Genomic DNA, 20,620 nt, shown 5'->3' on the forward strand with positions numbered 1-20,620 from the left:
GGCTCAGCGGCGACAGAGGCCGTCGTCGACGCACCACGCCGAGTTCGCGAACAGCGCGAGACACAGCGGATGGGCGGGTGCGGACATGTGGACGAGGATATGGTCCGGATTTCAAAAACTGGACCCTGGTCTCACCATGTGATCTGTGGAGTCGGCCACAGACGGATCCCATCCCCGAACGGTCAGTGCCCGGCCGGTGCCAGATGTGCGCGCTCTCCCTGCGGGCCGAACAGGGTGAGCGCCTCCGCGGGCCGGCTGTCGGCACTGCCGATCCAGTGCGGTATGCGGGTGTCGAACTCCGCCGCCTCGCCGGCGCCGAGCCGGAACTCCCGCTCGCCGAGCACAAACCTGGCGTGTCCGTCCAGGACGTAGAACCACTCGTATCCCTCGTGGGTCTGCAGCTTCATCGTGGGTGACCGGCCGGCGGGCGGATAGATGACCTTGTACGCCTGGATACCGCCGGCCCGCCTGGTCAGCGGCACCATCACCAGCCCGGATCGCCGCACCGGCCGCAGGTGGATGCGCGGGTCGCCGGTGGGCGGCGCGGCGACGAGATCGTCGAGCGGGACGCCGTGCGCCCGGGCCAGGGGCAGTAGCTGCTCCAGCGTGGGGCGGAGCTTGCCGTTCTCGAGACGGGACAGGGTGCTCGCGGTGAGGCCGGTCTCGTGCGCCAGCGCCGCCAGTGTGGCGTTCCGCGCCCGGCGCAGGGCACGCAGCCGCGGCCCCACTCCGGCCAGCACGTCTTCCGCGGGGTTGTCCGGGTTGTCCATCCGGTTGTCCATCCCCCGATAATGCGGATCCGCAACTTTTCTTGCAAGAGCGAAAGGGCGGCATCGAGGCTGTCGGTACATCACCGGCGTCGAAGGCGCGTATCGGATCACGCTCGGCACGCCGGGCCGACGAAGGGCGACTCAGATGGATTCCACGCAAGGTCAACGACCCACTGGCCACGCCGGGGACCAGGGCACGGCGGACGCGGACGCCGAGCAGTTCTGGGAGCGGCACTACGGCACCCGGCGCAGCTGGGACGCGCATGTCAACCCGCTGCTCGCCGAGACCGCCGCTCCGCTGCGCCCCGGCGCCGCCCTGGATCTGGGCTGTGGCCCCGGCGGCGACGCCATCTGGCTGGCCCAGCAGGGCTGGCATGTCACCGCCGTGGACATCTCCACCACGGCCGTCGAACGGGTGCGGGAGCGCGCCCGCGATCTCGGCCTCGGGGACCGGGTCGCCACCGAACAGCACGATCTGGCCGGCAGCTTCCCGGCCGGCCAGTTCGATCTGGTCTCCGCCCAGTACTTCCACACCCCGTTCTCGCTGCCCCGCGGCCGAGTCCTGCGTACCGCCGCGGGGGCGCTGCGCCCTGGCGGTCTCCTGCTGATCGTCGACCACGGCTCCACCGCGCCCTGGTCGTGGAACCAGGACCCCGACATCCACTACCCCACGCCCACCGAGATCGCCGCCGAACTCGATCTCGACCCCGCGCAGTGGTCCGTGCTGCGGGCCGACATGCCCGGCCGCCAGGCCACCGGGCCCGCTGGTGAGAGCGCCACCGTCATCGACAACGTCCTGCTCGTCCAGCGACGCGACCGCCGGATGACCGCCTGAACCACACGTCACGACGCGGAGGAGCGACTCGATGCACGAAAGCAGTGCCCGGCGATCCCGGACCCGGAGGAAGGAAACCGGCCCTCCGGCGACCGGCCCCGATGAGAAGGCGACCCTGCGGGGCTTCCTCGACTATCTGCGGGACTCGGTCGCGGACAAGGTCGCGGGCGTACCGGAACCGCAGGTCCGAACGGGTGGAGTGCCCTCGGGCACCAGCCTTCTCGGACTGCTCAAGCATCTGGCGTTCGTCGAGCGGTTCTACTTCCTCGGCGAGGACGCCGGCGACTGGCCCGCGACCATGCGGCCGTCCGCGCAGGACACCATCGACGGCGTGCTCGCCGACTACCGCGAAACCGTCGAGCGGGCGAACCGGGTCATCGACACCTGCCCCGATCTGGCTCTCCCCGCTCCGCGGGCCCCGCGCCGGGGGTCGGCACCGTCGATGCGCTGGGTCCTGGTGCACATGATCGAGGAGACCGGCCGGCACGCCGGTCACGCCGACATCCTCCGTGAGCAGATCGACGGATCCACCGGCCGCTGACACCGGCTACCGCCGAGGAGGGCCGATCTCGCAGCCCAGCAGCCGCAGACAGGTGTCCAGCATGCGGCGTGCGCTCTCCGGTGAGGTGGTGTCGGGGTACTGGAGGCGGAGGTCGGTCCAGCGGCGGATGACCTCGAAGATCCCGCCGACGAGCAGGGCCGTGAGGGCTGCCGCGTCGGCCTCGGAGACGGCGGGGCCCTCGCCCGCCCCGGTCGCGCGGTGCGCGATGACCTGCTCGGCCAGCCGCCGGCAGGCGGGCCGCACGAGGTCGCGGAAGGTGTCGGCCGCCCGCTGGGAGGCGGCACTGGGATAGAGGTTGTGGTACAGCTCCGCGTGCTCGGCGGCGAAGTCGACGAGCCGGTGGACGGGGGCCATCGGACCAGCTTCGTCCCCGCCGGGTCCCTCGGTGCCCACGGCCGTGCGCAGGGCATCGCCGACCGCGCCCGCCACGGCGTCGTCGCGGTCGCGGAAGTGCTGGTAGAAGACCTGTCTGCTGACATCGGCGCGGCCGGTGATGTCGGCGACGGAGATGTCCGCCACGCGCCGCTCGTGCACCAGCGCGAACGCGGCCTCCTTGAGCTGGGCGCGCACGCGGGCCGCCCTGGGGTCGGTGCTCGCCGCTCGGGTGGGGCTCACGGGGCCTACGTCCCTTCCGTCCGCGCGGGTCCGCTCTCACCTGCGCCGGGCCAGGGGGCGTTGACGCGTCTCCACGATAGCCATACGGTCACTTCGTGGACACGCGTCAACGAAGTGTGCGGTGTCGGTGCGGGAGCTCCCGCGTGCGCGATACGTCGCGGTCCACAGGCCCCGCCCGGAGCCGACCCCGCCGGGCGGCCCGTGCCGAACCGGCCGGTACCGCGCACCCGAACAGGAGACTCCACGATGGAGACGACCGAGCCGAAGCTGCTGGCCGAGGCGATGATCAAGGGGGTGCGCGAGCGCGCCACCACCGACGCCTTCGATCCGCACGCCGAACTTGGGGACATCCTGGCCCCGTTGGGCATGAGCCCCGAGGACTGCGGCGGCACGGTCACCTTCCTCAAGAAGGACCCGCTGATGCCCAGCGCCACCCGGCTCGGCGGCGCCGCGGCGGTCGCGCTGGTCCAGCAGTCCGTGGTCGCCGCCAAGCTGTGGCGGATGCGCACCGGTACCGGCCAGGACATCACCGTCGACCTCGGCCAGGCCATCCGGCGCCTGGCACCGGCGTCGGAGTTCACCTGGGAGACCCTCAACGGCTATCCGGCCGATATCCCCGATCGCTTCGTCGGCGCGTACCTGAGCTTCTACAAGACCGCGGACGACCGCCACATCATCCCCGCGAACATCTATCCCGGCATCAAGTCGAAGATGCTGGAGGTGCTGGACTGCGCCGACAACCCCCCGGCGCTGGCCAAGGCGATCGCCCGGCACACCGCCGACGAGCTGGAGCGGCTGGGCGAACGGCACGGGATCGTCTTCGCCAAGGTGCGTACCGTCGAGGAGTTCACCGGCGAGCCGGTTTTCGACTACCTGGCATCGCGCCCGCTGATCGAGATCGAGAAGATCGGCGACTCCGACCCCGAGCCGCTGCCCGCCTGGGGCACCCATCCGCTGTCCGGCATCCGCGCGCTCGGCATGGGCCACGTCATCGCCGGCGCCGGCATCGGCCGCTCCCTGGCCTCGCTCGGCGCCGATGTGCTGAACGTGTGGCGGGTCATGGAGTGGGAGCAGGATCCCCTGCTGGCCACCGCCAACGTCGGGGTCCGCTCCACCCGCCTCCCGGTCCGTGAACCGGCGGGACGGGAGCAGCTGTACGAACTCCTGCGGGGCGCCGACATCTTCTACGCCAACCGCCGCCCCGGCCTCCTCACCGAACTGGGCGTCGACGCCGACCAGGCCACGCGGGTGCGCCCCGGTCTGATCCACGTCACCGCCAGCGCCTTCGGCGAAGGGGGTCCGTGGGGCGCGCGCGTCGGCTTCGACCAGGTGGCCGGCACCGTCACGGGGATGGTCGCCGCCGAGGGCAGTCCGGCGGACCCCAAGCTCCCGCCCACCTCGATCATCAACGACTATCTGGTCGCCTGGCTGGGCGCGACCGGCGCGATGGCCGCACTGGCCCGCCGGGCCGTCGAGGGCGGCAGCTACCGCGTCCATGTCTCCCTCACCCGCGCCGCGATGTGGGCCATCACGCTGGGCTACTTCGACTGGGACTATGTGCGGCGGACCGTCGGCACCGGCGGCGACCACGAGCTGGTCGACCCGCAGTTGTTCACCTCGCTCACCCCGCTCGGCATCTACCAGGGCGTCACCGAGAACGTCACCCTGTCCCGGACCCCGCACCACTACATGAACGTCCTGTCCCCGCGCGGCGCCGACCAGCCCGCGTGGCTGCCCCGGCCCCGGCGGCCCGATGTGTCCGCCATGCTCAAGATCCTCCGTGGCTGACCGGGCCGTCGCCTGACGCACGGCCCGGGGTGACCCCCGGCGCGGGCGGCGCCGGTCTCAGCCGTCGTCGCCCCGCTCGGCGGCATCCGCGAGGCCGACGTACATCGAGTGGTGGAGCTCCACGACATGGTCCCGGAGGAGACCGGCCGCCAAGGTGGCGTCCCGCGCGCCGAGCGCGGCCCGGATGGCCCTGTGCTGCTCGTTGCTGCTGCGGAGGTAGCCCATCGGGTACGGCAGGAAGTACGCGTACAGCTCCCCGGTGACCCGCTGGTACATCGCCAGGGCGGCGGACAGCCCGGCGCCCTCGGCGAGGGCCAGATGGAACCGCTGGTCGCTCGCGTGGAACTCGGCCCAGCTCTCGGCCGCGTCCATCTCCCGGATGCACTGATCGAGCCGGTCGAGCCCGGTCCGGTCGAGCCGCTCGGCTGCCAGATGCGCGAAACCGGCCTCCAGCACGATGCGTTCGTCGATCAGCCGGTGGACCCGTTCGCTGTCCTCCCGGTACGCGGCGACCTGCGCCACGGTGCGGCGGCGGGGCCGCTCCGCGATGAAGGTGCCGCCGGTGCGCCCCGGGCGCCGCTCGACCACGCCTTCGCGCTCCAGGGTGCCGAAGGCCCGGCGGACGGTGATCTCGCCGACCCCGAGCGCCGCCGCCGTGGCCTGCACATTGGGCAGCCGCTCACCGGGTGCCAGCAGGCCCAGGTCGACCGCCAGGGAGATCCGGGCCCGAACGGTGTCGACGGCGCTGGTGCGGCGGATCGCGGCGAGGGCGCTGCTGGTCAGGGCGCTCGGTGCGCCGGACGGTTCCTGGGTCGCCATGCCCTCAGGGTAGGGCCCGCTCAGGTGGCCTCCCAGCCTTCCCAGGACCTTCGTACGAGGGCCGCCGCTTTGCGGAACCGTGACCTCCGGGGGTTTACCTGATCAAAGTGAGCATGTTTTTATGGCTCGCATTCACCCCTGGACGCCCACTTCAAAGGCACTGATGAAGATCTCCGGACTGCAGACGGCGGGAACGCCCGGCGACGTCGACGCCAACCTCCACGAACTGGACGCGGCGTGCCGCCGGGCCCGTGCCGAAGGCGCCGAACTGCTGATCACCACCGAGTTGTTCGTCACCGGCTACGACATCGGCGACGCCGTCCGGGACCTGGCCCGCACCGACCTGCTGTCACCGGCACGCGAGATAGCCGCCTCCCACGGCATCGCGCTCGTCCTCGGAGCGCCCGAGTACGACTCCGGCGCCTAACTACAACAGCGCCTTCTTCATCGACGCGGCCGGAGCGATCCTCGGCCGGCACCGCAAGAACCATCTCTTCGGCGAGCTCGACCGCAGGTACTTCACCCCGGGCGCCCTGCCCGCCCCCGTCATCGACTACGCGGGCGTCCGGATCGCGATGCTGATCTGCTACGACGTGGAGTTCCCCGAGAACGTGCGGTCCGCCGCCCTGGCCGGTGCGGACCTCGTCGCGGTCCCGACCGCCCAGATGCAACCGTACGAGTTCATCGCCGAGCACCTGCTGAGGGTGCGCGCCTGGGAAAACCAGATCTACATCGCCTACGTCAACCATGACGGCGACGAGGGTTCACTGCGCTACGTCGGCCGCAGCTCCATCGTGAGCCCGTCCGCGACCGTGCTGGACAGCGTCGAACACGGCAACCGGCTGCTCTTCGCGACCGTGGAACCACACACGGTCCGGCAAGCGCGCAAGGCCAATCCGTACCTGGCCGACCTCCGGCCAGACCTCTTCACCCCGTCCGCCCGCGCCACCAAGGACCCGTCATGCTGACCGACTCCGATGCGCACACATCCACCCGGCAACCGACACACACGAATCTGTCGGGGCGGCTCGGCACCGGTGCCATCGTCTTCATGGTGATCGCCGCCGCCGCGCCCCTGACGGTGGTCGGCGGCAATGTCCCGCTCGCCATCGCCGGTGGCCCCGGCGCCGGAGCCCCCGTGGGCTTCGCCCTCGCCTCGATGGTCCTGCTGGTGTTCGCGGTCGGCTTCGTCACCATGACGCCCCACGTTCCGCAGGCCGGCGCCTTCTACGCCTACGCCACCCGTGGCCTGGGGGAGCGCGTCGGAGTGGGCACGGCCGCCGTCGCGCTCGTGGCGTACACGGCGATCCAGGTCGGCGTCTACGGCTACCTGGGCTGGGCCGTCAACGACGTCCTGCACACCTTCGGCGGTCCCACCCTGCCCTGGTGGGTGTGGGCACTCGCGGCCCTGGGCATCGTGGCCCTCCTCGGCTACCGCCATATCGACCTCAGCTCCAAGGTCCTCGGTGTCGCACTCGTCCTGGAGATCGTGGTGGTGCTGGTCCTGGACGCGGGGATCTTCGCCCGGGGCGGCGCCCACGGTGTCAACGTCGAGTCGTTCACCCCGCATGCGGCGTTCTCCGGACCGCTGGGCGTGGCCGTGCTGTTCGCGATCACCGGATTCATCGGCTTCGAGGCCACCGCCGTCTTCCGGGACGAGGCCCGTGACCCGGAGCGGACCATACCCCGGGCCACCTACCTCGCCGTCCTGATCATCGGCGCCTTCTACACGCTGTCCTGCTGGGCGCTGGTCCTGGCGGCGGGCACCGATGACGCCCCGGCCGTGGCCCAGAAGACCCTGGACAGCCAGGGCAACATGCTCATGGACACCGCCCAGGCCTACGTCGGCACCGCGCTGCGGGACGTCATGCAGGTACTGCTGCTCAGCAGCCTCTTCGCCTGCGTGCTGTCCTTCCACAACGTCATCGCCCGCTACACCTTCACCCTCGCCCGCCAGGACCTCCTCCCCGCACGGCTGGGCGCCGTCCACCCGCGCCACCACTCGCCGTCCGTCTCCTCGGTCGTCCAGACCGTCACCGCGCTGGTCCTGGTCGTCGCCTGCGCCGCCATCGGACTGGATCCGCTGGTGGGCGTCTTCGGCTCCATGGCGGGGTTGGCCACGGTGGGCATGATCCTGCTCATGCTCATCACATCCGTCGCCGTGGTCGTCTTCTTCGCGCGCAACGCCCAGCTCTCCGCGGGCAGGCCCTGGCAGACCCGGATCGCCCCGCTGCTGGCCGTGGCCGGACTGCTGACCGCGCTGTGGCTGGTGTTCTCCAACTTCACCCTCGTCACCGGTGGTGGCGTGGGCGTGAGCATCGTCCTCGGCGTCATCCCCTTCCTCGCGCTCATCGCCGGCCTGATCCGAGGGGCCCAGGGCTCGCGGCATAGGTGAGATGCGGGCTCCGCCCGGCCGTCGTGACGGCCGGGCGGAGTATCAGACCGCGGTCCGCTCCACGGGGATCCACAACTCCGCGTCCGCCTGCGCCGCGTCCTGCGACAGCCGGGTGCGCAGCATCTCCGGCCCCGGCCTGCTCCGGTAGGGATTGGACGGGAACCACTGGGTGAAGACGTCCCGCCACAGGTGCTGGAGCGCCCGCGGGAACGGCCCGGAGCTCTCGAAGACCGCCCAGGTCCCCGCCGGGACGACGAGCTCGTCCAGGTCCTCCGGCGCGGCGGCTCCGGTCACCACCGCGTGGTAGTAGTCGAGTTCGGTGCCCTCCGCCCGGCTCGGGTCGAGGTTGTCGCTCACGCCCAGGATCCCCTCCGGCTGCTGATCGGACAGGGCGGTGATCCGCCCTATCGTCTCCTGGTCGATACCTCGGATGAACTCCGCGATCCGCGGATTGACCCCCTCATGGACGAGCGGGACCCGGACCTTCTTGCCGACCACATGGAATCGCTCCTTCTCCACGACCCGGTATCGCATGCTGCTGCTCCCTTCGACAACGAGGCGGAAGGACATCCGTGGTTGGGAGCGCAGTACGGCGCCTGCCCGCCGGGCGTCGCCCGGCCCCACACCGTGCATGGCCCGGAACGCACGCGCGAACGCCTCGCCCGAGCCGTAGCCGTAGCGCACCGCGATCTCCAGGAGCGTCCGCTCCCCGGCGAGCACCTCGGCCCCCGCGATGGTGAGCCTCCTGCGCCGGATGTACTCCGACAGCGGGATCCCCGCCAGCGCGGAGAACAGCCGGCGGAAGTGGTACTCCGACGTCACCGCGATCCGCGCCAATTCGGCCGTCTCGATCCGCTGATCGAGATGCGACTCGATGTGTTCCAGGGCCTCGTTCAGCCGCTCCAGCACCTCGGTCTCCTTCCCTGACGCCCCTCACGTTAGGAAGTCCGCACCCTGCCGGACCCGACATCCTGTGCCCGCTCCGGTCGGGTGCGCCGGATCGCCCTGTACGCCCGTTCGGTCACCGTTTCATCACAACGATGACCCGGCTCTCCCACCCGGCCGCCCCGGAGCCGCATGATGCACCCCACCATCGACGCCCCTGGGAGACATATGCGCACCCGTACCCTCGAAGCCGCGGCCGTCATCGCCATCACCCTGCTGCTGACCGGCTGTTCCGGCGGTGGTGACGCGGGCGACAAGCGCAACCCGAGCGGCACCCCGGCCGCCGCCGAGAAGGCCGAGGTCACCCAGCGCTGTGTCGATGCCATCGCCGACCGCGCCGCCGCCCACAAGGGCGGAGCGGTCCGCTCCCACCCCGTGCCCGGACCGTGCGCCCGGCTGTCGGACGCCGACTATCTGGACGCCTACATGGCAGGTCTCGAGCAGGCGCACCGCGTCGCGCAGAAGGCGTCTCAGGGCGAATCCGGCAAGGCGGCCGACAGCGCGGGGAACTGACCCGCCGCCCGGGACTCGGCCCGGGTCAGATGGTCGGCGCAGGAATCCCGTGCGCTCGACCGCGAGCCGTCCGAGCACAGGACGTTCTCCCAGGTCGTCGTCGAGATATCGGCATCCCGCAGCCGTGCGCCGCGGAGATCGGAGTCGGACACCGTGGCGCCGGCCAGATCGGCGCCGGCCAGATCCGCTCCGTTGAGGCCGACATGGGTGAGGGACGCCGCCCGCAGCTCCACGCCGTCCAACTGTGCGCCCTCCAGGCTGACGTCGGTGAGCAGACCCCTGTCGAGCCTCGCGCCGCTGAGATCGGCGCCGCGCAGGTCGACCTGCGAGAGGGTGGCGGAGCCGAGGTCCACCCGCCGGAGGTCGGCGCCCCGCAGATCGACGTTCTCCAGCGACACCCCGACCAGCCGCGCCGCGTAGAGATTGCCGCGCCGCAGGTTGGCCTCGGACACCAGCCCGGTCAGTGTGGAGCGTTCGAGGTTGACGCACCGCAACTTCTTCTGCCACAGGTCGCCACCGGAGACGGTGCGGCTGGAGAGGTCCTTGCCCGGACGGCCGGAGCAGCTCCGGCCGTGTTCGTCCTCCCCGCACCCGACGAGCAGGGCCGACGACAGGACGGTCACGATGAGGCAGGAGAGCGAACGGGGCCAACGCGTGGTCATGGGCCGACCCGCCACGGCTGTCAGACGCCGATCAGGTCCACCAGATCGTCGGCATGCTCCTCCTCTTCCTCCAGGATCGACTCCATCAGCCGGCGGGTGGTGGGGTCGTGTTCGCCCAGCCAGCGAATGATCTCCTGATAGCTGGCGATCACGATGCGCTCCGCGAGCAGATTGTGCTCCAGCATCGCCTTCAGGTCGTTGTCCGGCGGTGTGGTGTAGTCGGTGTGGGCGCGCTGGGCCAGCGAGGCGGGGTCGAAGTCGGGGTCGGCTCCGAGCTGGGAGACGCGTTCGGCGGCGCGCAGCGCGTGCTGCATCTCCTCCTTCGCGTGCTCGGTGAACTCCGAGGAGACTTGGGCGCGGTCGATCCCGCTGGCGGAGATGGCGTGGCGGGTGTAGCGCAGCCAGCACACCACCTCGGTGGCGATGACGTCATTGAGGATGCCGATGACCCGGTCCTTGTCCAGACCGTAGGTGTCCGTCACCGGTCCCGCCTCCATCTTCCGGCGGGCCTCGTCGCGGATCTTGGTCACGTCCAGCACGAAGTCGTCGCTCATCAGTGCCCTCTCTGCTCTCCTCGGGTTGGGCGAGTGTTCCCCGCGGGGGCCCGGAGGGCATCGGGCGGAGCGTGAAGATGACTGGATCGCCGCACAGCGCCAGCCGATCGGTGGTATCCGGCCGATGAAGGCAGCCAAGAGTTCGGCGCCGGCCGGGCCCACAGGCCGGCCGGCGCCGATCACTCGAGGGCGGGGTCAACCTCCGTGGCCGGGCTCCGGCACGTTCGTCCCCGCCGACAGGACCCGGTCCGGGCGGATCGGCAGGTTGCGGTGGCGGACGCCGGTGGCATGCCACACCGCGTTGGCGATGGCCGCCGCGGCTCCCACGATGCCGATCTCACCGACGCCCTTGATACCGACCGGGTCGTCCGGGTCCGGGTCGTCCACCCAGTCCGCCTCGATGAGCGGCACATCGGCGTTCGCGGCGAAGTGATAGCCCGCGAGGTCCGGTCCGACATGGCCGCCCGAGGCCCGGTCCCGGACCGCCTCCTCGTGCAGGGCCATGGAAATGCCCCAGGTCATCCCGCCGACGAGCTGGTTGCGCGCGGTCAGCGGGTTGACGATCCGGCCCGCCGCGAAGATCCCGAGCATCCGCCGCACCCGGACCTCACCGCTGGTGACGTCCACGGCCACCTCGGCGAACTGCGCCCCGAAGGAGTGCCGTTCCTTCTTCGAGAGGGCGCCGATCGCCTCGGAGGTGTCGGACCGCGCGGTGATTCCCTCGGGCGGGATGTCGCCGCCCAGGGCCAGCCGCTCGCGCAGCTCGCGCACAGCGATCGACACCGCCCACGCCCATGAGCGCATGCCCATCGAGCCACCGGCGATCATCGCCGGGCCGAGGTCGCTGTCCGCGATGACCACCCGGACCCGGTCCGGATCCACTGCCAGCGCGTCCGCGGCGACCAGGGCGATGCCGGTCCGGGCGCCGGTCCCGATGTCCGCCGCGTTGATGCGCACGGTGAAGGTGCCGTCGGCCTCGGCCGTCACGCCCGCTGTGGACGGGCCGACCCCGGAGTGGAAGCTGGCCGCCGCCATACCCGTTCCGAGCAGCCACCGTCCCTCGCGGCGCAGCCCCGGACGCGGATCCCGGTCCGCCCAGCCGAACCGGCGGGCGCCCTCCTCGTAGCAGGCCACCAGATTGCGGCTGCTGAACGGCAGGCCGGAGACGGGGCCCCGGTCGGGTTCATTGCGGACGCGCAGCGCGATCGGGTCGATGCCGGACGCCTCGGCGAGTTCGTCGAGCGCGCACTCCAGCGCGAACGAGCCCGGTGCCTCGCCGGGTGCGCGCATGAAGGTCGGGGTCGGCACATCGAGCCGTACGACCCGGTCGCTGGTGTGGTGCGCGTCGGCGTCGTACATCACGCGCCCCACCGTGGCGCTGCGCTCGATGAACTCGTGCACGGTCGAGGTGACGCACTCGGACCGGTGGTCGAGCGCGCGCAGCCGCCCCGACGCGTCGGCGCCGAGCCGGACCCGCTGCGCGGTGGGGCTGCGATAGCCGATCGTCGAGAACATCTGGCGGCGGGTCATGACGACGCGGACCGGACGGTCGAGGACGGTCGCGGCCATGGCGGCGGCCACCTGGTGCGGGCGGACCGTCTTGGAGCCGAAGCCGCCGCCGACGTGCTCGGACCGCACCCGCACCGACTCCGCGTCGAGGGAGAAGATCTGCGCGAGCTCACCGGCCACGTACGCGGTGCCCTGATTGGAGTCGAGGACCTCGAGCCGGCCGCCGTCCCAGTGGGCCGTCGCCGCGTGCGGCTCCATGGGGTTGTGGTGCTCTTCCGGGGTGGTGTACTCGGCGTCCACGACGAACGTGGAGGCGGCGAGTTCGGCCTCGATGTCGCCCTTCGTCGTCTCCGCCGCACCGAACGGCGAGTCCCCGGGGGTGTACACCTCGGGGTGTCCGGCGAAGAAGTCGATGTCGTGCGACTCCTGGTCGTACTGGACCACCAGCGCTTCCGCGGCCTCCCGGGCCTGCTCGGGCCGCTCGGCGACGACCAGCGCCACCGGCCAGCCCCGGAAGGGGACACGGTCGTGCTGGAAGACCCCGATGATCGGGTCGGGCGGCCCGATCATGCCCATGTAGTCCAGGCTGACGCGCGGGGCGTTCTCATGGTGGAGGACCGCGAGGACCCCGGGCATGGCGAGGACGGTGTCGGCCTCGACCGAGCGGATCCGGCCACGGGCGATGGTGGACAACACCAACCAGCCGTGGGCGAGTTCGGGCAGCGGGATGTCGCCCGAGTAGCGGGCCGCCCCGGTGACCTTTTCCCGGCCCTCGACGCGGGTGCGCGCGGTGCCGAGGGCCCCGTCGTCGTGGTGGTTCCGGTCGTCGTCGTCATCGGGCGGCCTCCTCGGCGAGTTCGATCAGCAGGGCCACGACGAGGTTGCGCATCAGCGGCACCTTGTATCCGTTGTGGGGCAGTGCCTCGGCGGCGGCCAGCTCCGCGTCCGCGGCGGCGGCGAACGCCTCGGCGGTCGCCGGGCCTCCGGTCAGCGCCCGCTCGGCCTCCAGGGCCCGCCACGGCCGGGACGCGACCGCTCCGAAGGCGAGGCGGACCTCGTGGACGACGCCGTCCCGGACGTCGAGGGCGGCGGCGATCGAGCCGATCGCGAAGGCGTACGACGCGCGCTCGCGCACCTTGCGGTAGCGGGAGTGCGCGGCGACCGGGGCCGGGGGCAGGGTGACGCCGGTGATCAGCGCGCCGGAGGGCAGCGCCGTCTCCAGGTGCGGGGTGTCGCCCACGGGCAGATAGAAGTCCGCGAGCGGCAACTCGCCCGGCCCGTCGGCGGTTTCGTACCGCACGACGGCGTCGAAGGCGGCGAGCGCGACCCCCATGTCCGAGGGGTGGGTGGCCACGCAGTGCTCGGAGGCGCCGAGGATCGCGTGGTTGTGGTGCTCACCCTCGATGGCCGGGCAGCCGCTGCCGGGGAGGCGCTTGTTGCAGGGCCCCGCCACATCGGTGAAGTAGCCGCAGCGGGTGCGCTGGAGCAGGTTCCCGCCGACGGTGGCCATGTTGCGCAGCTGCCCGGACGCACCGGCCAGGACGGCCTGGGCGAGGGCCGGGTAGCGGCGCCGTACCTCGGGGTGGGCGGCGAGATCGCTGTTGGTGACGGTGGCCCCGATGAGCAGACCGCCGTCCGGCGTCGACTCGATGCCGTCCAGGGGCAGTTCGCGGACGTCGACGAGGCGTCCCGGCCGCTCGATGCCGGTCTTCATCAGATCGACCAGATTGGTGCCGCCGCCGAGGAACCGTGCGTCGGGGTCGGCGCCGAGTACGGCGATCGCCTCGGAGACGTCGAGGACGCGCTGGTAGCCGAACTCCTTCATGCGACGGCCTCCTCGGTTCCGGTCGCCTGCGCCTCGGCCGCCTGCGCGACCGCCTGCACGATCGACACATAGGCGCCGCAGCGGCACAGGTTGCCGCTCATCCGCTCCCGGATCTCATCGGCGGACAGTGGTGGGGGCCCCGCTTCGGGGCGGACGTCGGCGGTGACGGCGCTCGGCCAGCCCGCCGCGTGTTCCTCGATCACGGCGAGGGCGGAACAGATCTGCCCCGGGGTGCAGTAGCCGCACTGGTAGCCGTCGAGGTCGAGGAACGCCTGCTGCACCGGATGCAGCCGGTCGCCGTCGGCCACGCCCTCGATCGTGGTGACGTCGCGGCCCTCGGCTGCCACCGCGAGCTGCAGGCAGGAGACGGCCCGGCGGCCGTCGAGCAGTACCGTGCAGGCCCCGCACTGGCCCTGGTCGCAGCCCTTCTTGGTCCCGGTGAGATCGAGATGCTCACGCAGGGCGTCGAGCAGGGTGGTGCGGTGGTCGACGGGCAGCGTGTACTTCTCGCCGTTGATGGTCAGCGTGATGACGCTGGACGTCGATGGGGCCATGATCAGCCTTCTTTCGCGGATGTCGTGCGCGTCGAAGTCGTCCAATGAAGAGGTCCCGGGGGTGGGAATGCGTGAGAATGCCGGTCGGCGCTCGGTTCCGGCCATCCCCACGGGCCGTTTCAGCCGGTAAGGTGGACCTAAGCGGACACTTGTCCGCTGTGCATGAAACTTAGCGGACAGCTGTCCGGTGGGCAAGGTCGGCGCTTTGGCGGTGTCCGGAAGGAGGACGAGTGCGGGTAGAGAAGGACGCGCGTCTGCGCTCGGACGCGCAAGCCAACCGCGAGCGCATCCTGGAAGTGGCGCTGGCGGAGCTGACCCGTTCGGCCGATGTCCCCCTGAGCACCATCGCGAAGAAGGCGGGCGTCGGGCAGGGGACGCTGTACCGCAACTTCCCCAGCCGCGAGGCCCTCGTGCTGGAGATCTACCGCCACGAGATGCTGCAGGTCGCGGACATCGCGGCCGAGCTGCTCCGTACCCGCGCGCCGGATGAGGCGCTGCGGGAGTGGATGGGGCACCTCGCCCGGTTCGCCATGGCCAAGGCCGGTCTGGCCGACGCGCTGCACAAGGCCCTCAGCACCACCTGCGGCCAGAAGAAACCGGGACACGGCCAGATGACCGAGGCCGTCGCGCTTCTGCTGAAGGCGAACGAGGAGGTCGGCACGATCCGCCCGGACGTGACCACCGACGACTTCCTGCTCGCCATCTCCGGTCTGTGGCAGATCAGCCCCGATGACCAGGGGCCGGTGCGCGCCAGACGGCTTCTGGACCTGGTCATGGACGGACTGCGCGTGGGCGCGCCCGCGGCGGCCCGGCCGGGGTCGACGGCGGATACGGAGAGCTGAGCCGGCGGCCGGGGACAGGCCGACCGGCGGGGGTACGCCGGCGACCGTGCCCCCGTGCGCGCGGGTTCAGCCCGAGGCGGGCGCCGTGGTGCGGGGCCGGGGCGGGAACCCGGCGGTACGGTAGCACTCATCGATCAGGGACATGGTGGTCAGCGCGTCCTCCGCGTCCAGCGGAAGCGGCGCGCCATTTCGCAGATGAGCGGCGTACGCCTCCAGCTGGTAGGTGTACGACGAGCGCTTGCCCAGCTCCTCGGTCCGCTCAGCCGCGGGTGTGCGCACCAGGACGCGGTCGTCCAGGTGGGGCTGGACGAAGTTCACGGCCGTCGCCTCGCCCCGCGAGCCGACGATCCGGAGGCTCATCCGCACGTCCCCGTACGCCATATGGCAGCGGGCGGATCCGGTGGCGCCGTTCGGGAAGGCCAGTTCCGCGTCCAGCCACTCGTCGACATCCGGTGCGCCCTGCCGCGCGCCGCCGCGTGCGGTGACCAGATGCGGGGGACCACCGGCCCAGGGCGCGAGGGTGCGCTGCGCGTGCAGGCTGTAGCAGCCCAGGTCCATGAGGGCACCCCCGGCCAGCGGGAGGGACCAGCGGGGGTCGGACCCGGGCGGAGCGGGCATGGCGACCATCGTCTCGACGTGCCGCAGCTCCCCGAGTTCCCCGGAGCCCAGCAGTTCGTGGAGGCGGCGGGTGACGGGGTGGAAGAGGTAGTGGAAACCCTCCATGAAGACGGTGCCCGCTTTGGCGGCGGCGTCGCGCACCTCGGTGGCCTCCTCGGTGTTGCTCGCCGAGGGCTTCTCGCTCAGGACGTGTTTGCCCGCGGCGAGGGCGGCGAGGTTCCACGGGCCGTGCAGGCTGTTGGCCAGCGGGTTGTAGACGACCTCAACCTCGGGGTCGTCGATCACCTCGGCGTAGGAGTCGAGGACGCGCTCGACACCGTGCTCGGCGGCGAAGGCATCGGCCCGGCTCCGGGTGCGGGTGGCCACCGCGACGAGGCGGTGGCCACCCGCACGGGCGGGGCCGACGAGGGAGAGCGCGGAAATCCGGGCGGCGCCCAGGATCCCGATGCGCAGCGGTTCGGCTGTCGTCATGCCTTGCGTACCTCTTCCATGCTCACGGGGCGGTGCTCGTGCAGGGACAGCGTGCACGCCTCGGCGATCCAGCCGGCCTCGACGGCGTCGGCCACGGTGCAGGGGGAGGGCCGCAGCCCCGCCGCCACTTCGGTGAAGGCGGTGAGCTCGGCCCGGTAGGCGGTGGCGAAGCGGTCCATGAAGAAGTGGTGCGGTGTACCGCCGGGAAAGGTGGCGCCCGGTTCGACGGAGCGCAGCGGCAGCTTGTCCTCCAGCCCCGCGGCGATGCTGTCCGTCATGCCGTGGAGCTCCAGGCGGGCGTCGTAACCGCGCGGATTGTGGCGGGTGTTGGAGACCACGGCGAGGGTGCCGTCGTCCAGGGTGAGGAGGGAGGAGGCGGTGTCCACGTCTCCGGCGGCCGCGATGTAGTCGGCGCCGCGGTTGGCGCCGGTCGCGTAGACCTCGGTGACCTCGCGGCCGGTGATCCAGCGGACGGTGTCGAAGTCGTGCACGGCGCAGTCGCGGAAGATGCCGCCGGAGACGGCCACATAGGCGGCCGGGGGCGGTTCGGGGTCCAGGGTGGTGGACCGTACGGTGGTCAGCGGCCCCAGCTCACCGCTGACCACCGCCCTCCGCGCCGCCATATACCCGGGGTCGAAGCGCCGGTTGTAGCCGATGTGGACCTCCACGCCGCTGTCCTTCACCGTGCGGAGGACGTCGAGGCTCTCCTCGATCGCGCGCGCCACCGGCTTCTCGCAGAACACCGGTACGCCCGCTCTTACGGCGGCGAGGATGAGCTCGGGGTGGGCGTCGGTCGCCGCGGCGATCACGACGCCGTCCACACCGGCGGCGAGCAGGGCCTCCGGCGAGGCGACCGCCCGGGCGCCGAACCGCTCGGCGGCGGTGGTGGCGGCCGCGGCGACCGGGTCGGTGACCACGAGGGAGTCCACCGCGTCGAGCGTGGACAGGGTCTCGGCGTGGAAGGCGCCGATCCGGCCCAGGCCCATGATGCCGATACGCATGGCGAGGTGTGCCCTTTCTGACGGTGCGGGTTGTGAGTGGGTGCGGCTTTGTCAGCGCGGCTTTTGCCGGTGCTGGCTTTGACGGTGCGGCGCGGCGGGTCAGCCGAGTCCGCCGAGGACGATCTGGTCCCAGTCGATGACCGAGCCGGTGACGACGCCGCTGCGGTCGGAGAGCAGGAGGACGACGAAATCGGCGATCTCGTCGACCTGGCCGAGCTTGCCCATCGGCTGGGCGCGGGCCGCCTCCTCGCGCCAGTCGTCGCCGGCGCCGTGGAAGGCGCGCTGGACCGCGTCCTCGCCCTCGGTCTCGGTCCAGCCGATGTTGAGGCCGTTGATCCGGACGCGGTCCCAGCGGTGCGCGTGGGCGGCGTTGCGGGTCAGGCCCGCGAGCCCGGCCTTCGCGGCGGAGTACGGCGCCAGGAACGGATACCCGCCGTGTGCGCAGTTGGAGATGATGTTGACGATGGTGCCCGGCGCCTTTCTGGCCACCATGTCGGCGACGGCTGCCTGCATGGCGAAGAACGGGGCGCGCAGATTGATCGCGATATGCGCGTCGAAGAGCTCGGGGGTGGTGTCCAGCAGCGTCCCGCGGGAGGTGAGCCCGGCGGAGTTGACCAGGCAGTCGATCCTGCCGTGGGCCGCCACCACCCCCGCCACGCTGCCCCGTGCCTGCGCGGGATCGGCCAGGTCGGCGCGGACGAAGGAGACGGTGGCTCCCTGGGCGGTGAGTTCCCCGGCCAGCGGCTCGCCGACGTCGGGGCGGCGTCCGGTGAAGGCGACCGTGGCCCCTTCACGGGCGGCGGCGCGGACGATCCCGGCGCCGACTCCCTGGCTGCCGCCGTTGACCATCACGATCTTGTCCTGCAGCAGTCCCATGAGCGGTCCCTCTCCTTCAGCTCTGGCGGCGCTCGGCGCCGGCCCGCAGCTGGGCGCGCAGGGTGTCCGGGGTCCAGTCCTGCTCCAGGGCGCGCCGGACGAGGTCGGCCTGGGAATCCGGGGCGAGGCCACCGACGGGCGGGTCGAGGTCGAGGTTGGTGGGGAAGGGGTAGCCCTCGGCACAGGCCGCGACGACGTTGTGCAGCCAGTCCTCGGAGGCGCCTTCGGCCTTGCGCTGGCGCAGCACGGGGAAGACGGCGTCGACCACCGCCGCACGGTCGACGGTCTCCATGGCGCGGCCGAAGGCGGAGGAGATCTGCAGCAGATTCGCCATCCGCCGGATGTCCGTGGAGCGATTGTGCCCGGCAGCATGGAAGAGCGCGGGGTTGAAGAAGACCGCGTCGCCCGCCTCCAGCGGCAACTGGACGTGGTGCTCGGCGAAGTAGGCCATGAACTCCGGGCGGCGCCACGCCAGATAGCCGGGCTCGTACCGTTGCGAGTACGGCAGGTACAGCGTCGGGCCGGACTCGACGGGCATGGCGCAGTGGGCGACCGCGCCTTGCAGGGTCAGCACGGGGGAGAGCCGGTGGACATGGGCCGGATAGGCCGCGGCTCGCGCCTCGGAGAGGAAGCCGAGGTGATAGTCGCGGTGCACGCTCTGCGCCGCACCGCCCGGGTTGACCTGGTTGATCTGTGAGGTGACCTGGTAGCCGGGGCCCAGCCAGGCGGTGGCCACCAGGGCGAGGAGGTCGTTGGCGTAGTAGTCGGCGAAGACCTCCGGTGCGCCCAGGGCCAGCTTCTCCAGCGCGTTCCAGACCCGGTCGTTGGTGCCGGGCTTGGCGAAGTGGTCCCCGCGGGCGGTGCCCGCCGCCCGTTCCTCCTCGATCAGCGTCGTGAACGCCTCGGTGGCCCGGTCGAGGACCGACGGGTCGGGGAAGGCGCCTTTGAACACCACGATGCCGGGGCCGTCCAGCAGGGCGTCCACCAGTTCCGCCTGCGCCTCCCGGCGGCCGGGCGCCGTGGCGGCCCGGGCGCGCAGGCGGTCGCCGTCGTAGACGGGGACGTGTCGCACCACGGCGTCGGCGCCGGGGTGGTCGCCGGGGTCGGTGGTCCGCTCGACCAGGGCGCGGAAGGCGTCGAGAGTGCAGTCGGCCTCACTGAGCCAGGCAGGAGACCTCGGAGCGACGAGGGACATGATGCTTTCCGATCCTTCCCGTGGGCTGCGGCTTTCTGTCAGTGTTGTGATCAGCCGAGCATCGGGCAATCCTCAGCAGTCCATCAAAAACCCCTCAGGGAGGCGCGCCGATGTCCCATCCGTATCCGATCCGGGAGATCGCCCGGCAGGCGGGCCTGAGCGAGGCCACCGTGGACCGGGTGCTGAACAACCGGGGCGGCGTGCGCGAGAGCACCACCCGGGAGGTCCACCAGGCGATCAAGGACCTGGACCGGCAGCGGGACCAGGTCCGCATCGGCGGCCGCACCTTCATGATCGACATCGTGATGCAGGCGCCGGAGCGCTTCTCCCTGGCGGTTCGTGCCGCCCTGGAGGCGGAGCTGCCGGCGCTGCGCCCCGCGGTCATGCGGTCGCGCTTCCACTTCCGCGAGACCGGTCCGGTCGAGGAGCTGATCGCCACCCTGGACCGCGTCGCCGCGCGCGGCGGCTCCCAGGGGATCGTCCTGAAGGCGCCCGACGTCCCCGAGGTCACGGCCGCCGTCGGCCGCCTGGCCGCCGTGGGCATACCGGTCGTGACCCTGGTGACCGATCTGCCCGGCAGCGCGCGCCGGTCCTACGTCGGCATCGACAACCGTGCCGCCGGGGCCACCGCCGCGTACCTCATAGGACAGTGGCTCGGCGACCGCCCGGGCAATGTGCTCACCACCATCAGCCGTGGCTTCTTCCGCGGGGAGGAGGAACGCGAGATGGGGTTCCGCAGCGCCCTGCGCAACGCCCATCCCGGGCGCACGCTGGTCGAGGTCACCGACAGCGACGGTCTGGACGCCACCCAGCGGGAGCTGGTCCTGCGGGCGCTGCGCCAGGACCCGGAGATCCGGGCGGTCTACTCGATCGGTGGCGGCAACACCGCCACGATTCACGCCTTCGGGGAACTGGGCCGCGCCTACGAGGTGTTCATCGCCCACGACCTCGACCACGACAACACCCGGCTGCTGCGCGAGCGCCGGCTGTCCGCGGTGCTCCACCACGACCTGCGCCAGGACATGCGCCGCGCCTGCCAGATCATCATGCGGGCCCACGGAGCCCTGCCCGACGACGGCACCGTCCTGCCCTCGCCCATCCAGGTCGTCACGCCGTACAACATGCCGCCCGACGTGGCCTGAGACGCCCGCCATCGGCACTCTTTGGCCCCGCTTGGCGATATCCCGTTGAACCATGTCCCTCGTGCCACTGGGAGCCGTCTTCGCCCACGCATAGCGTCGGAACAGGGCCGGACAGACTGGCCATTACCC

At 71.6% G+C, this 20,620-nt stretch carries 19 protein-coding genes and 2 pseudogenes; 8 read left to right on the forward strand and 13 right to left on the reverse strand.

What is annotated here, in order from left to right; genetic code table 11:
* Window positions 1–182: 182 nt before the first annotated feature.
* Window positions 183–770, reverse strand: a complete 588-nt coding sequence (locus BLV72_RS35545) for a helix-turn-helix domain-containing protein (protein WP_093470738.1) — start codon at window positions 768–770, stop codon at window positions 183–185.
* A gap of 145 nt (window positions 771–915) precedes the next feature.
* Here BLV72_RS35545 and BLV72_RS35550 point away from each other — a divergent pair, with 145 nt between their 5' ends.
* Window positions 916–1,605 (forward strand): class I SAM-dependent methyltransferase, encoded by a 690-nt coding sequence (locus tag BLV72_RS35550; protein WP_093467536.1) that lies wholly within the window; start codon window positions 916–918, stop codon window positions 1,603–1,605.
* A 31-nt stretch (window positions 1,606–1,636) separates the two neighbouring features.
* Window positions 1,637–2,146 carry a DinB family protein gene (locus tag BLV72_RS35555; protein WP_093467537.1) on the forward strand — a complete coding sequence of 170 codons (510 nt, stop codon included), beginning with the start codon at window positions 1,637–1,639 and terminating at the stop codon, window positions 2,144–2,146.
* A 6-nt stretch (window positions 2,147–2,152) separates the two neighbouring features.
* Here the strand turns inward: BLV72_RS35555 and BLV72_RS35560 are convergent, their stop codons facing one another.
* Entirely contained in the window at window positions 2,153–2,782 is a 630-nt protein-coding gene (locus BLV72_RS35560) for a TetR/AcrR family transcriptional regulator (RefSeq protein WP_208905830.1), read from the reverse strand.
* Between the two features lie 246 nt (window positions 2,783–3,028).
* On the opposite strand from BLV72_RS35560, the gene BLV72_RS35565 reads away from it, so the two are divergent.
* Window positions 3,029–4,570, forward strand: coding sequence for a CoA transferase (locus BLV72_RS35565; protein ID WP_093467539.1), 1,542 nt, complete (start codon window positions 3,029–3,031; stop codon window positions 4,568–4,570).
* Window positions 4,571–4,627: 57 nt separating this feature from the next.
* Here the strand turns inward: BLV72_RS35565 and BLV72_RS35570 are convergent, their stop codons facing one another.
* Window positions 4,628–5,389, reverse strand: a complete 762-nt coding sequence (locus tag BLV72_RS35570; RefSeq protein ID WP_093467540.1) for a FadR/GntR family transcriptional regulator — start codon at window positions 5,387–5,389, stop codon at window positions 4,628–4,630.
* A gap of 163 nt (window positions 5,390–5,552) precedes the next feature.
* Between BLV72_RS35570 and BLV72_RS51620 the strand changes: the two are divergent.
* Window positions 5,553–6,357, forward strand: a pseudogene (locus BLV72_RS51620) (carbon-nitrogen hydrolase family protein).
* A complete protein-coding gene (locus BLV72_RS35580; RefSeq protein WP_093467542.1) occupies window positions 6,351–7,784 on the forward strand; it encodes an APC family permease in 1,434 nt (477 codons plus the stop codon). Before BLV72_RS51620 ends, BLV72_RS35580 begins: the two are co-directional and overlap by 7 nt.
* Before the next feature lie 42 nt (window positions 7,785–7,826).
* On the opposite strand, the gene BLV72_RS35585 is transcribed toward BLV72_RS35580, so the two are convergent.
* Window positions 7,827–8,693: an AraC family transcriptional regulator gene (locus BLV72_RS35585; protein ID WP_093467543.1), complete on the reverse strand. Its 867-nt coding sequence runs from the start codon at window positions 8,691–8,693 to the stop codon at window positions 7,827–7,829.
* Window positions 8,694–8,897: 204 nt separating this feature from the next.
* Between BLV72_RS35585 and BLV72_RS35590 the strand changes: the two genes are divergently transcribed.
* Window positions 8,898–9,242 (forward strand): hypothetical protein, encoded by a 345-nt coding sequence (locus BLV72_RS35590; RefSeq protein ID WP_093467545.1) that lies wholly within the window; start codon window positions 8,898–8,900, stop codon window positions 9,240–9,242.
* Here the strand turns inward: BLV72_RS35590 and BLV72_RS35595 are convergent.
* The 5 genes and pseudogenes from BLV72_RS35595 to BLV72_RS35615 form a co-directional block, all read right to left on the reverse strand.
* Window positions 9,200–9,904 (reverse strand): pentapeptide repeat-containing protein, encoded by a 705-nt coding sequence (locus BLV72_RS35595; RefSeq protein ID WP_093467546.1) that lies wholly within the window; start codon window positions 9,902–9,904, stop codon window positions 9,200–9,202. The genes BLV72_RS35590 and BLV72_RS35595 overlap by 43 nt on opposite strands.
* Before the next feature lie 20 nt (window positions 9,905–9,924).
* The gene (locus tag BLV72_RS35600) at window positions 9,925–10,458 is read right to left on the reverse strand and encodes a ferritin-like domain-containing protein (protein WP_093467548.1); all 534 of its coding nucleotides are present in this window, start codon (window positions 10,456–10,458) and stop codon (window positions 9,925–9,927) included.
* Between the two features lie 195 nt (window positions 10,459–10,653).
* Window positions 10,654–12,803, reverse strand: a pseudogene (locus tag BLV72_RS35605) (xanthine dehydrogenase family protein molybdopterin-binding subunit).
* Window positions 12,800–13,792, reverse strand: a complete 993-nt coding sequence (locus tag BLV72_RS35610) for an FAD binding domain-containing protein (RefSeq protein ID WP_093467549.1) — start codon at window positions 13,790–13,792, stop codon at window positions 12,800–12,802. The pseudogene BLV72_RS35605 and the gene BLV72_RS35610 overlap by 4 nt, the downstream one beginning before the upstream one ends.
* On the reverse strand, window positions 13,789–14,346 hold the full coding sequence (locus BLV72_RS35615; protein WP_093470740.1) for a 2Fe-2S iron-sulfur cluster-binding protein: 558 nt from the start codon (window positions 14,344–14,346) through the stop codon (window positions 13,789–13,791). The genes BLV72_RS35610 and BLV72_RS35615 overlap by 4 nt, the downstream gene beginning before the upstream one ends.
* A gap of 230 nt (window positions 14,347–14,576) precedes the next feature.
* Here BLV72_RS35615 and BLV72_RS35620 point away from each other — a divergent pair, with 230 nt between their 5' ends.
* On the forward strand, window positions 14,577–15,188 hold the full coding sequence (locus tag BLV72_RS35620) for a TetR/AcrR family transcriptional regulator (protein WP_093467551.1): 612 nt from the start codon (window positions 14,577–14,579) through the stop codon (window positions 15,186–15,188).
* Between the two features lie 66 nt (window positions 15,189–15,254).
* Here the strand turns inward: BLV72_RS35620 and BLV72_RS35625 are convergent, their stop codons facing one another.
* The 4 genes from BLV72_RS35625 to BLV72_RS35640 form a co-directional block, all read right to left on the reverse strand.
* A complete protein-coding gene (locus tag BLV72_RS35625) occupies window positions 15,255–16,277 on the reverse strand; it encodes a Gfo/Idh/MocA family protein (protein WP_093467552.1) in 1,023 nt (340 codons plus the stop codon).
* A complete protein-coding gene (locus BLV72_RS35630) occupies window positions 16,274–17,278 on the reverse strand; it encodes a Gfo/Idh/MocA family protein (RefSeq protein WP_093467553.1) in 1,005 nt (334 codons plus the stop codon). Before BLV72_RS35630 ends, BLV72_RS35625 begins: the two co-directional genes overlap by 4 nt.
* 99 nt (window positions 17,279–17,377) lie before the next feature.
* Window positions 17,378–18,154, reverse strand: a complete 777-nt coding sequence (locus tag BLV72_RS35635; RefSeq protein WP_093467555.1) for an SDR family oxidoreductase — start codon at window positions 18,152–18,154, stop codon at window positions 17,378–17,380.
* A gap of 16 nt (window positions 18,155–18,170) precedes the next feature.
* Window positions 18,171–19,349, reverse strand: a complete 1,179-nt coding sequence (locus BLV72_RS35640; RefSeq protein WP_093467556.1) for a phytanoyl-CoA dioxygenase family protein — start codon at window positions 19,347–19,349, stop codon at window positions 18,171–18,173.
* A 110-nt stretch (window positions 19,350–19,459) separates the two neighbouring features.
* Here BLV72_RS35640 and BLV72_RS35645 point away from each other — a divergent pair, with 110 nt between their 5' ends.
* Window positions 19,460–20,491, forward strand: a complete 1,032-nt coding sequence (locus BLV72_RS35645) for a LacI family DNA-binding transcriptional regulator (RefSeq protein ID WP_093467558.1) — start codon at window positions 19,460–19,462, stop codon at window positions 20,489–20,491.
* Window positions 20,492–20,620 lie beyond the last annotated feature (129 nt).

Origin of the sequence: Streptomyces melanosporofaciens, assembly GCF_900105695.1 — a bacterium.
Lineage (GTDB): Bacteria > Actinomycetota > Actinomycetes > Streptomycetales > Streptomycetaceae > Streptomyces > Streptomyces antimycoticus.